This window comes from Actinacidiphila sp. bgisy167 (assembly GCF_965342175.1).
Taxonomy (GTDB): Bacteria; Actinomycetota; Actinomycetes; order Streptomycetales; family Streptomycetaceae; genus Actinacidiphila.
Genome location: NZ_CBDRBL010000071.1, coordinates 24988 through 36386 on the forward strand (window position 1 = coordinate 24988; position 11399 = coordinate 36386).

An 11399-nucleotide genomic window follows, 5' to 3' on the forward strand; every position below is an offset into this window, starting at 1 on the left:
GCGGGTGCGGGCTACGCGACGCGGCGCAGGGCGTCCGCCGGGCGCAGCCGCGAGGCCCGCCAGCCGCCGAAGGTCCCGGCGACCAGTCCGCCCGCCACCGCCAAGGCCACGGCCAGGACGATGGTGTTGACGCTGACCGGTGCGTGCAGGGCGATCTCCACGGCGTCACCGGCCGCACGCCGGGCGGGGCCCGCGAAGCCGGCGGGGCCGCCGGGACCGCCGAATCCGCCGCCGGGACCACCGAACCGGCCGCCGCCGCCACCGCCGACGGTGGCGTCCAGCGTGGGGCCGATCGCCGTGATGAGGTAGGCGCAGCCGAGGCCCAGGGCGATGCCGAGGACGCCGCCCATGAGGCCGTTGACGATCGCCTCGCCCATGACCTGGCGGGTGACCCTCCCGCTCTTCCAGCCCAGGGCCTTGAGCGTGCCGAACTCGCGCACCCGGCGGGAGACCGCGGCGGAGGTCAGCAGTCCCGCGACGAGGAAGGCGGCGATCAGGACGGCGACGGAGAGCCATCTGCCGACGCTGGTCGCCAGCTTGGACGCGGTCGACAGCGAACCGGAGACGGCCTGGGCCAGGTCCGCGGAGGTGGTGACCGTGGTGCCGGAGACATTCTTCTGGATCGCGGACTTGACGGAGGCGATCTTCTGGGAGTCGCTCGCCCGGACGTAGATCGTGGTGACCTTGTCCTTGGCGTCCGCCAGCGTCTGGGCCCGCCCCAGCGGGATGTAGACGTCGGCGGAGGACGAGCCGCTGTCGGCGGTCGCGACGCCGATGATCTCGAACGTGGTGCCGGAGACCGTCAGCGTCTTTCCGACGGAAAGCTTCTTCCGCTTGGCGTACGCGCTGTCGACCACGGCGACCTTGGCGTCGTCCTGCGCTTCGGTGAAGCCCTTCCCCGAGGTGATCTTCGACGAGGTCAGCGGTCCGAGGCCGGGGTGCGCGACGTCCGTGCCGAAGACGGTGAAGCTGTCGATGCCGAAGTCGGCGCCGCCCCCGCGCACCGTGCCCTGCGGCGGGCCGCCGCCCCACCGCCGGTTGCCGCCACCCGGGGCCTGCTGGAACTCACCGCGCTGGAACCGGCCGTCGACCTTGAGAACGACCAGGCTCAGCCCGCCGACCGCGTCCTCGACCCCGTCCTGCCCCGCTACCCGGTCGACGACGGAGGACTCCAGCGACTGGAAGCCCTGCACCATGACCCGGTCGCTGCTCTGCTCCTTCTCGTCGCCGCGCGCGTCGAACCGGAAGCGCGGCCGTGCGTCCGAGGCCGCGTCGGGGTCGGCGGCCTTGGTGACGGTCATGTCGGTGCCCAGGCCGTACAGCGACTGCAGCACCTTGCCCTGGGCCTGCTGCATGCCCGCCGACACCGAGTCGACGGTGATCACCAGGGCGATGCCCAGTGCGAGGCCCGTCGCGATGACGAACGCCGCCTTTCTGCGGCGGCGGAGTTCGCGCCGGAGGTACGTGAAGAACATGCGATTCCTCGCCGGGTCGGGAAACGGGAGGCGGGGGAAGGCCGTTGCCTTTCGCTCCGCTGCCGTGACGGTAGGAACGAGCCGTGATGAGAGGCTGAGCGGCGGATGAGAGCACCATGAGAAACCCCTGCCGGGGGCGAGCCGGCCGCAGCTCCGTGCCCCCGGCCCACCCGGCGGATGCGCGGCGACGGGAGCCGGGGCGCAGGCAGGTCGGTGTCACGCAAGGCCGGGTGTGCCGCCGCCAGTCCGGCACCGCCCACGCCACGGACGAGTCCCGGGCACGCGTGGCCGAAGCACTCGGTGTGTGGGCGGCGAGTGCGTCGCAGTCGTCGAGGCTCCAGGCCTTGCGGGAATGGGGACGTTCGCGCGAGACGCGCACGAGGGGGCCGCGCCGCCACCACCAGGGCCCACACCGTGAACGTGATCCCGCGCGGGCCTGGGCGCGGGCGGTGCCGCACAGGGAGATCGCCCGGATGCGCGCCGACATCGCCAAGAGCGTCGAGGACGACGAGCCGGCCTGCGCGCGGCGAGGGGCACGGACTCACTCCCCCGAGGCGCGCCGCACGGATGGGACGCCGGTCCGCCCCGTCGACCGCCAACGGGTGCGCCGCCGGGGCGGACTCCACCGGATGCCGGGACTCCAGGGGCCGGTGGGCCGGTACGGAGTGGTGGTGGCCAGGGGCCGGTGGGCCGGTACGGAGTGGTGGTGGCCAGGGGCCGGTGGGCCGGTACGGAGTGGTGGTGGCCGGGGGCCGGTCGCGCAGCGGACCCCACAAGGACTTCCCTCAAGGACGGGGACTTCCCCTCCCGTCCCCCTCTGTCACGCGATCGGGTGATATCAGCGAAAGCGGCGGGGACGGGGCGGTATGGTCGCCGCAGACAACACCACACAGACGACGGCCCCGGCAGGGACTGCAATCCCGGCCGGGGCCTGACCAGTTAAGGAAGAACACCCTTCCCCATGGCTGACACCCAGTTTAGTGCCCCCGCACGCCCCCGCGCCGGGACTCCGGCCGCCGGCGTCGTCCACGTGCGCCGCCGCCTCACGGCGAACTTCACCGTCCTGTCCAACCGCCTCGCCCAGCGCCCCGGAAGCGCCGTCACGGTCGGCGTCGGCGTGTATCTGCTCTCCGTCCCGGACGGCGTGCCCGTCAGCATCGACGCACTGCGGGCGCACTTCACCGAGAGCAGGGAACGGCTCGCCCGGGCCCTGAACGAGCTGGAGGCGGAGGGATTCCTGGAGCGCGTCGTCGTACGCGAGGAGAACGGACGGATCCGCACCCGGACGTATGTCCACGACGTCCCCCGCGCGGAAGCGGCGGCGGCGCCTGAGGCCCCCGCGCCCGTATCCGCCCCAGCCTCCGACGCACCTCCCGGAGGCATCGCGCGGAAAGCCGTCCCACAGACCCCTCCGCCCGCCGAGGACGGCCTCGGGGGTCTTGGCGAGGACGGACTCGCGGCGGCGGCCGAGGCCGTCCTCGCCTCCCTCCGCGTACGCGATCCCCGCCTGCTGCTCTCCCGGCACGACATCGCCCGCCTGTCCCCCGGCGTCGCCGCGTGGCTGCGGCTCGGTGCCGAGCCCCAGCGCGTCGCCGAGGCCCTGGCCGCCGATCTGCCCGCCGTCTTGACCCATCGTCCGGCCGGTCTGCTCGCCTACCGCCTGCGCTCGTGGGAGCCGCCCGCAGCCGCCGCGCCGCCCCCGGCGGCCGTCCCCTGGCAGTCCTGCGACTCCTGCGAACGCCCCTTCCGCGGACACGCCCCGGCCACCTGCCGGGAGTGCCTGGCGGAGGCGGCATGACGCCGTCGGAAGGACACGCAACCGGCCGTCGGCTTCGCGGAGCCGGACGTCGACCTCGCTCAGGTCGTCCGCGACGCCATGGGGCTCAAAGCCGTCGCGCTCGTGCATGCGGACCAGATGGGCGGACGAGGGCGGCAGGAAGGGGACGGTGAAGCCGACCGGCGCCGCGTTCCTCCGGGCGGCGGCCTCCCCTCCGCGGGACACTTTCGTCCAGGACATCCGGATCCACTGGACGGTGATGTCCACAGCCTCAGCCTTCCCCGCCGTTTCGTCGCAGATCGCACGTCACGCGCGCGGCGCCGCCTTAAATCCGCGCCCCGCGACCGGCCGGCACGGCGGACCGGGCGCATCACCGGACCTCCCCCCGCCGAAGACCATCGGCGGCCTGCTCACGCCGGTGTCAGCCGCTTTGCCATGACGCGCTCCGGACGCCCGTCCGGCATGGACTCGCCCGATACACCGGTGTCCGCGAAGCCGTTGCGTGTGTAGAGCGCCGTCGCCGGGGCGTTGCCCTCCGCGACGGCGAGGTGGAGCGAGGCGGCGCCCGCCGCCCCCGCGGCCCACTCCTCGACGGCCTTGATCAGGCGGTCGGCGACGCCGCGGCCGCGGGCCTCGGCCGCCACCCACATCGAGATCAGCTCGGCGGTGTCCGGGACTTCGCCGGGAACGCCGCTCGCCATGCCGCAGGGCGTGCCGTCGACATAGGCGACCAGGTTGTACGAGCCGGGCAGGCAGAGCCGGTCGCGCCAGCGTTCCTCGCGGTCCCCGTCGCCCTGCCAGTCGGCGAGCCGCGAGCCGAAGGCGTGCGGCGCGTCGGCGAGGGCGGAGAGCCGCAGTTCCCGCCAGAGCGGCCAGTCGTCGGCGGTGAGTACCTTCAGTTCGATCATCCCCGCAGGGTGCCGCCGGGCCGGGCCCGGCGGCAACCCTGTTTCACGCGGGGCTCAGCGGGTGCCGAGCAGGTGGTCCATGGCGAGCTGGTCCAGCTGCTCGAAGGCGGAGCCGCGGGTCGCGACGGCGTCGGCGTCGAACTCCTCGTAGGCGCCGCGGTCGGCCAGCAGGTCGGCCAGGGTCTCGCCCGCGCCGAGGGTCGGCTGGGCCAGCTGGTCCAGGCGGGCGGCCTTCAGGGCCTCCTGCACGGCCGGGTCGGCGCGGAACGCGGCGGCGCGCTCCTTGAGGATCAGGTAGTTGCGCATGCCGCCGGCCGCGGAGGCCCACACGCCGTCCATGTCCTCGGTCCGCGGGGGCTTGAAGTCGAAGTGGCGCGGGCCCTCGTAGCCGGCCGACTCCAGCAGGTCGACCAGCCAGAACGCGGAGCGCAGGTCTCCGGCGCCGAAGCGCAGGTCCTGGTCGTACTTGATGCCGGTCTGGCCGTTGAGGTCGATGTGGAAGAGCTTGCCGTGCCACAGCGCCTGGGCGATGCCGTGCGGGAAGTTCAGCCCGGCCATCTGCTCGTGGCCGACCTCGGGGTTGAGGCCGACGAGCTCGGGGTGGGCCAGCTCGTTGATGAACGCCAGCGCGTGGCCGATGGTCGGCAGCAGGATGTCGCCGCGCGGCTCGTTCGGCTTGGGCTCGATGGCGAAGCGGATGTCGTAGCCCTGCTCGATGACGTACTCGCCGAGGAGGTCGAAGGCCTCCTTGAACCGGTCGAGGGCGACCCGCACGTCCTTCGCGGCGCCGGACTCGGCGCCCTCGCGGCCGCCCCAGGCGACGTAGACCTTGGCGCCCAGCTCGGCGGCGAGGTCGATGTTGCGGATGGTCTTGCGGAGCGCGAAGCGCCGCACCTCGCGGTCGTTGGCGGTGAAGCCGCCGTCCTTGAAGACCGGGTGCGTGAAGAGGTTGGTGGTGGCCATCGGCACCTTCAGGCCGGTGGCGTCCAGGGCCTGGCGGAAGCGCTTGATGTGGTTCTCGCGCGCGCTGTCGTCCGAGCCGAAGGGGATCAGGTCGTCGTCGTGGAAGGTCACGCCGTACGCACCGAGCTCGGCCAGCTTGTTGACGCTCTCGACGGGGTCGAGGGCGGGGCGGGTGGCGTCGCCGAAGGGGTCGCGGCCCTGCCAGCCGACGGTCCAGAGACCGAAGGTGAACTTGTCCTCGGGGGTGGGGGTGTAACTCATCGCGGCGGCTCCTATTCGTAAGACCACTGAACAAATTAATATGCCAGGGCCGCTTTGTGAAGGGAGCCGCAGGATGGGTAACGGACCGATCGCGCTGGGTGTGGACAGCTCCACCCAGTCGACGAAGGTGCTCGCCGTCGACGTCGAGACGGGTGAGGTGCTGGCCAGGGGACAGGCCCGGCACACGGTCAGCGAGGGAGCGGGGCGCGAGACCGACCCCGAGGTGTGGTGGCGCGCGCTCGGCGACGCCCTGGCCCAGATCGGGCCGTACGCCGAGCGCGCCGACGCCGTCTCGGTCGGCGGCCAGCAGCACGGCCTGGTCGTCCTCGACCAGGCGGGCCGGCCCCTGCGGCCCGCGCTGCTCTGGAACGACGTGCGCTCCGCCCCGCAGGCGGCCGCCCTGGTGGAGCGGCACGGAGCCGAGTACTGGGCGCGGCGCTTCGGCAGCGTGCCCGGCACCAGCTTCACCGTGACCAAGTGGGCCTGGCTCACCGAGCACGAGCCCGAGACCGCCAAGGCGGCCGCTGCCGTGCGCCTCCCGCACGACTTCCTCACCGAGCGGCTCACCGGCGCCGGTGTCACCGACCGCGGCGACGCCTCCGGCACCGGCTGGTGGGCCACGGACACCGAGGCGTACGACGAGGAACTGCTCGCCGGGATAGGCCTCGACCCGGCGCTGCTCCCCCGTGTCCTGGGCCCCGGCGAGAGCGCCGGCGTCACCCTGTCCGGGCTGCCGCTGCGCGAGGGCGTCGTGGTCGGCGCGGGCACCGGCGACAACGCCGCCGCGGCGCTCGGCCTGGGCCTGATGCCCGGTCAGCCGGCGCTCAGCCTCGGCACCTCCGGCACGGTCTACACGCCGGCCGCCACCCGGCCCACCGACCCCGCCGGCATCGTCGCCGGCTTCGCGGGCGGGCACGGCGACTGGCTGCCGCTGGCCTGCACCCTCAACTGCACCCTCGCCGTCGACAAGGTCGCGGCGCTGCTGTCGCTGGAGCGCGAGGCGGTCGAGGCGGGCGGCAGCACGGTGCTGCTGCCGTTCCTCGACGGCGAGCGCACCCCGAACCTGCCGTACGCCTCCGGGCTGCTCACCGGGCTGCGGCACGACACCACCCCGGGGCAGATCCTCCAGGCCGCGTACGACGGTGCGGCGTACGCGCTGCTCACCGCCCTCGACCAGGTCCTCGCGGTCGACGGCGCGGGCTCGGACGAACCCCTGCTGCTGATCGGCGGCGGCGCCCGGGGCACGGCGTGGCGGGAGACCGTGCGGCGGCTGTCGGGACGTGCCGTCCAGGTCCCCGTCGCGGACGAACTGGTCGCGCTGGGCGCGGCCGCGCAGGCCGCCGGACTGCTCACCGGGGAGACCCCGCAGGCGGTCGCCCGCCGCTGGGACACCACGGCCGGACCCTCGTACGACCCCGTCCCGCGCGACGAGGCCGCGCTCGAGCGCCTGGCGACGGCGCTGGCCGACGCGTTCGACGTGCGGTGAGCCGCCTGCCCTCGCCCGCCCGGCCCGCGCGCCGGGCGTGCGAGGGTGCGGACGGGACGACGCCGACCAGGGCGGATGACGGGCGAGAGCGGAAGGAGACCGGGGCGTGGCGGAACGGCCGGGATCGCAGGCGGGACTGCGGCGGCGGAATCTGGCGCTGGTGATGCGAGCCGTGGCCGAGCACGGCGAGGTCTCCCGCGCGGCCGTCGCCGCGGAGATCGGCCTGACCCGCGCCACCGTGTCGACCCTCGTCGACGAGTTGCTGGCGAGCGGCCTGCTGGTGGAGCTGGGCACCCAGCGCCCCGGCACGGTCGGCCGCCCCGGCACCGCCCTGGCGCTGAACGACAGCGGTCCCGCGGGCCTCGGCGCGGAGGTCGGGGTGGACCACCTCGCCGCCGTCGCGGTCGACCTGCGCGGCACCGTGCGCGCCCGCGCCCGCCTCGAGTCGGACAACCGCGGCCGCCCGGCGCCGGATGTCCTGCGCGCGCTCTCGGCGCTCGTGGCCGACGTGCGGCGCCAGGCGCGGGCGGCCGGCCTGAGCCCGGCCGGGCTCACGCTCGCCGTGCCGGGCCTGGTGGGCCGGGACCGGCAGGTCGTGGTGCGGGCGCCGAACCTCGGCTGGGAGGACGTCGACGCCGCGGGCTGGTTCGCGCGGGCCGGGGACGAGGGCCTCGCCGCTCTCGCCGTCCCGGTCGCCGTCGAGAACGAGGCCAACCTCGGCGCGCTCGCCGAGCTGTGGCTGGGCGGCCACGAGGGTGTCACCGACTTCGTGCACGTCTCGGCGGAGATCGGCATCGGCGCGGCGCTGGTCGTCGACGGCCGGCTCTTCCGCGGGGCGCGCGGCTTCGCCGGCGAGCTCGGCCATGTTCCCGTGCGTCCGGCCGGCCCGCGCTGCTCCTGCGGGGCGCGCGGCTGCCTGGAGCAGTACGCGGGCGAGGACGCCGTGCTGCGCGCCGCCGGCATCGCCCCGGAACGGCCGGACGCGCTGAAGGCCCTTCAGTCGGCCGCCGCGGATCAGGATCCGGCGGCGCTCAAGGCGCTCGCGGCCGCCGGTCAGGCCTTCGGGACGGCGCTGAGCGGCGCGGTGAACCTGCTGGACCCGCAGGCCGTCGTGCTGGGCGGCACGCTCGCCGCGCTGGCGCCGTGGCTGCGCCCGGCCCTCGAGCGCGAGCTGCACCGCCGCGTGACGGACCGCCAGTGGCGGGCGGACGCGGTGCGGGTGTCCCGGCTGGGCCGTGAGGGCGTGCTGCTCGGGGCGGCGTACAGCGTGGTGCGCGCCGTCCTGGACGACCCGCACGCGCTGCGCCCGCGGTAGTCGCCGGGGCGGTTCCGCAGGGCTGTGTTCCCGTCATGCGACAACCTCGCCACAGCTTGTCACGCTCGCGGGGGCCGTCACCTTCGCCGGTTACGATGCGCTGCGCGGCGCTGCCGGGGGGCGGCGCCGATCCGTGTTCCGGAGGGGGATCCCTGTGCTCGTGCTGTCCATCCTGCTGCTCTTGGCGGCGGTCGTCCTGTTCTTCGTCGCCCGGGGGCAGAGCGCCGGCGGCTGGCGGCTGGGGGCCGCCCTCAGCGCCGTGGCAGGCGTCCTGGCCGGCGCCTTCGCCAGCGTCCACGTGGTGAGCGCGTACGAGGTCGGCGTACCGGTGACCTTCGGCAAGGTCGGATCACCGCTGACCTCCGGCATCCACTTCAGGTCGCCGTTCACCGACGTGACGTCGTTCTCCACCCGCCCGGTCGACCTGAACCTGAGTGACAAGGACGTGGTCGAGGTCCGCTCCTCGCAGGGCGGGGTGCTCTACGCCGACGTCACCATCAAGTGGGCCGTGGTGCCCGACAAGGCGGTCGCGCTCTACCGGCTGGCGGGCAACGAGGAGGCCATCCAGTCGCGGTTGGTGCTGCCGGACAGCCGCGAGATCGTCCGCAATGTCTTCGCCACGCACACCAGCGAGGAAGGATACGCCTCGGCCCGGGAGCGGATCGGCTCCGAGATCGACGCCCAGATCAAGCAGCGCCTCGCACCGCGCGGCATCGACGTCACCGCCGTGAACCTGCGCAATGTGCGCCCTTCCCGGCAGTTGCAGGAGCAGATCGACAAGAAGATCCAGCAGCAGCAGGCCACCGAGCGGGCCGTCGAGGCGGCCAGGACGGCCAAGGCGGAGGCGGAGCGCAAGCGGATCGAGGCGGAGGGCATCGCGAGCGCCAACCGGATCATCGCCCGGTCGCTGAGCGACAAGGTGCTCTACAACCAGTGCCTGGACGCCTACCGGGAGGCCGCCAAGTCCCACCCGGTGTACGCGGTGCCCTGCGGCACGAACGCGGCCGGCTCCCCGGTCATCGTGGACGGCACCAAGAACTGAGGCCGCCCGCGGGGCCCGGTGCGGCCCCGGTGACGGCGAAGGGGCCCTGAACCGTGCGGTTCAGGGCCCCTTCGCCGTTCGGGCCGGGAGCGGTCAGACCGCGCTGCCCGCCTTCCAGGCGCTCCAGTTCATGTTCCAGCCGTTGAGGCCGTTCGCCGGGTCGACGGTCTTGTCCTTGGAGTTCTTCACGATCACGACGTCGCCGATGATCGAGTTCGTGTAGAACCAGTAGGCGTCGGTGGCGGTGTCCTTGCCGCCCTTGGTGTCGTTCAGACCCACGCAGCCGTGGCTGGTGTTGGCGTTGCCGAAGATCGAGTCGGCGGCCCAGTAGTTGCCGTGGATGAAGGTGCCCGAGGTGGTCAGGCGCATGGCGTGCGGCACGTCCTTGATGTCGTACTCGCCCTTGCCGTCGTCGTCGGTGAAGCCGACGGTGGCGCCGTTCATCCGGGTCTCGGTGTACTTCTCGGAGATCACCATCTGGCCGTTGTAGGTGGTGTTCTCGGCGGAGCCGGCGGAGATCGGGACGTTGCGGATCACCTTGCCGTCGCGGACGACCTTCATCCGGTGGGTGGCGGCGTCGACCGTGGAGACCTGGCTGCGGCCGATCTTGAAGGTGACGGTCTTCTTCTGCACGCCGTAGACGCCGTCGGCGCCCTCGACCCCGTCGAGGTCCAGCTTCAGGGTGACGGTGGAGCCGGCCTGCCAGTAGGCCTCGGGGCGGAAGTCGAGCCGGGTGGAGTTGAACCAGTGGCCGACGACCTCCTGGCCGCTGCTGGAGGACACCGTGATCGCCGACTGGACGGCCTTCTTGTCCTCGATCGCCTTGGTGAAGTTGATCGAGACGGGCATGCCCACGCCGACGGTCTGGCCGTTCTCGGGCGTGTAGTAGCCGATGAAGCTGTGCTCGGGGCTGACGGTCGTGAAGGTGGAGTTCTCGGTGGCCTTGCGGCCCTCGCCGTCCTCCGCCTTGGCGGCGATCCTGTACTGGGTGGCGCGCTCGAGCTGGGCGTTGGGGGCCCAGCTGGTGCCGTCCGCCGAGATCGTGCCCTCGACCTTGGAGCCGTCGGCGACGGAGGTCATCACGACGCTGGTCAGCTGGCCGTCGGTCACCTGCACCTTGGCGCCGGTGTTGATGCTGACGTTGTCGGCCCCGGACTTCGGCGTGATGGCTATTCGGGCGTCCGACGAGTCCTTGGCCGCCTGCGCGTCCACCGATGACTGCGACGTGACGTCCTTGCCGGAACCGGAACCGCCCGACGTGTCCGCCTTGTCGCCCCCGCAGGCGGTCAGAGTGATCGCCCCGACGGCGAGCAGCGCCAGAGCTGCCAGTCCGGTTCGCCGCTTGCGCGAGGGACTCGTGTCGGTGGCTGTGCCGGTTGCGGCGCGCTTCACACAGATCTCCAATGTCTTCAGGTACGCGTTTCCCCCGGCCCGCTGGGGTCGCGGGCCACGGCCCTCGAAGGAGCCTTACTCGTACGTTCAGGAACTGCCAGGGTCTTTCGTCCGTTCCCCCACCCCGCGGAGTGTGGGGAAGAACACGTGCATGACGCATGGACAAGGGCGCGGCCCCGCGGTCCGTACGGCGCCCCGGGCCCGTTCAGGCCCGGGGCGGATGCGTCACGCACTGACCTAGACGCGATCAGCGCCCGCGCGGTTCCTGTCCGTCGATGCCGGGCGCGATTCCGGATTCCTCGTCCTCGGTGTCCGTCTCGTCGTCATAGAGGTCCCACTCGTCGGATTCGGGGTCGTACTCGGTGTGGGCGCAGGACCAGGACGCCTGTACCAGTTCGATCCCCGGCACGCTGGTGACCAGGTCGAAGGGATCGACGAGGTAGGCCAGCGCCTCCGACTCGTCCTGCCGCACCGATGCCTCGGCGTGCTGCCGCTCGTCGTCCGGCATGTACTCGTCGCCGCTGATCTGGTCCAGCGCGGCCTCGGTCAGCTCGCCGGACCCGGTGATCTCCAGGACCAGTTCCACCTGGAGCCGCACGTAGCGCGGCCCGCTCTCCCCGGCGGGGATGTCAGTAGTGCTCATGTGACGGAGGGTATGCGGGCGAACGGCCGCCGTGGCGCAGGCAGTCCGCGCCGGCGCCCCAGGACGCCCGAAGCAGCCCCCGGGCAGGCCGCGGCGGGCAACCGCCGCGGGGCCGACTATCGTGTTCATGGACATGG

General features: G+C 73.1%; 9 protein-coding genes. 4 read left to right on the forward strand and 5 right to left on the reverse strand.

What is annotated here, in order from left to right; genetic code table 11:
* Nucleotides 1-11: 11 nt before the first annotated feature.
* Entirely contained in the window at nt 12-1475 is a 1464-nt protein-coding gene (locus ACRWND_RS23615; RefSeq protein ID WP_431952612.1) for an ABC transporter permease, read from the reverse strand.
* Nucleotides 1476-2436: 961 nt separating this feature from the next.
* Between ACRWND_RS23615 and ACRWND_RS23620 the strand changes: the two genes are divergently transcribed.
* Complete coding sequence (locus ACRWND_RS23620; RefSeq protein WP_431952613.1) at nt 2437-3273, forward strand: hypothetical protein; 837 nt, start codon at nt 2437-2439, stop codon at nt 3271-3273.
* Between the two features lie 389 nt (nt 3274-3662).
* Here ACRWND_RS23620 and ACRWND_RS23625 read toward each other — a convergent pair whose 3' ends face one another.
* Together ACRWND_RS23625 and xylA are read right to left on the reverse strand one after the other, a co-directional pair.
* A complete protein-coding gene (locus tag ACRWND_RS23625) occupies nt 3663-4160 on the reverse strand; it encodes a GNAT family N-acetyltransferase (protein WP_431952614.1) in 498 nt (165 codons plus the stop codon).
* 54 nt (nt 4161-4214) lie between these two features.
* The gene (gene xylA / locus ACRWND_RS23630) at nt 4215-5384 is read right to left on the reverse strand and encodes a xylose isomerase (RefSeq protein WP_431952615.1); all 1170 of its coding nucleotides are present in this window, start codon (nt 5382-5384) and stop codon (nt 4215-4217) included.
* Nucleotides 5385-5457: 73 nt separating this feature from the next.
* On the opposite strand from xylA, the gene xylB reads away from it, so the two are divergent.
* The 3 genes from xylB (at nt 5458) to ACRWND_RS23645 (ending at nt 9227) form a co-directional block, all read left to right on the forward strand.
* Nucleotides 5458-6870, forward strand: coding sequence for a xylulokinase (gene xylB / locus ACRWND_RS23635; RefSeq protein WP_431952617.1), 1413 nt, complete (start codon nt 5458-5460; stop codon nt 6868-6870).
* Nucleotides 6871-7033: 163 nt separating this feature from the next.
* Nucleotides 7034-8185, forward strand: a complete 1152-nt coding sequence (locus ACRWND_RS23640; RefSeq protein WP_431952635.1) for an ROK family protein — start codon at nt 7034-7036, stop codon at nt 8183-8185.
* A 154-nt stretch (nt 8186-8339) separates the two neighbouring features.
* On the forward strand, nt 8340-9227 hold the full coding sequence (locus tag ACRWND_RS23645) for a prohibitin family protein (protein WP_431952619.1): 888 nt from the start codon (nt 8340-8342) through the stop codon (nt 9225-9227).
* Between the two features lie 93 nt (nt 9228-9320).
* Here ACRWND_RS23645 and ACRWND_RS23650 read toward each other — a convergent pair whose 3' ends face one another.
* Both ACRWND_RS23650 and ACRWND_RS23655 read right to left on the reverse strand, forming a co-directional pair.
* A complete protein-coding gene (locus ACRWND_RS23650; protein WP_431952621.1) occupies nt 9321-10619 on the reverse strand; it encodes a L,D-transpeptidase in 1299 nt (432 codons plus the stop codon).
* 247 nt (nt 10620-10866) lie between these two features.
* Nucleotides 10867-11262 carry a hypothetical protein gene (locus ACRWND_RS23655; RefSeq protein ID WP_431952623.1) on the reverse strand — a complete coding sequence of 132 codons (396 nt, stop codon included), beginning with the start codon at nt 11260-11262 and terminating at the stop codon, nt 10867-10869.
* Nucleotides 11263-11399: the final 137 nt, after the last annotated feature.

What these genes read in the sequence shown, in the direction of transcription:
- ACRWND_RS23615 (WP_431952612.1), bottom strand. Translation starts at nt 1,475, where the DNA reads ATGTTCTTCACGTACCTCCGGCGCGAACTCCGCCGCCGCAGAAAGGCG.
- ACRWND_RS23620 (WP_431952613.1), top strand. Translation starts at nt 2,437, where the DNA reads ATGGCTGACACCCAGTTTAGTGCCCCCGCACGCCCCCGCGCCGGGACT.
- ACRWND_RS23625 (WP_431952614.1), bottom strand. Translation starts at nt 4,160, where the DNA reads ATGATCGAACTGAAGGTACTCACCGCCGACGACTGGCCGCTCTGGCGG.
- xylA (WP_431952615.1), bottom strand. Translation starts at nt 5,384, where the DNA reads ATGAGTTACACCCCCACCCCCGAGGACAAGTTCACCTTCGGTCTCTGG.
- xylB (WP_431952617.1), top strand. Translation starts at nt 5,458, where the DNA reads ATGGGTAACGGACCGATCGCGCTGGGTGTGGACAGCTCCACCCAGTCG.
- ACRWND_RS23640 (WP_431952635.1), top strand. Translation starts at nt 7,034, where the DNA reads ATGCGAGCCGTGGCCGAGCACGGCGAGGTCTCCCGCGCGGCCGTCGCC.
- ACRWND_RS23655 (WP_431952623.1), bottom strand. Translation starts at nt 11,262, where the DNA reads ATGAGCACTACTGACATCCCCGCCGGGGAGAGCGGGCCGCGCTACGTG.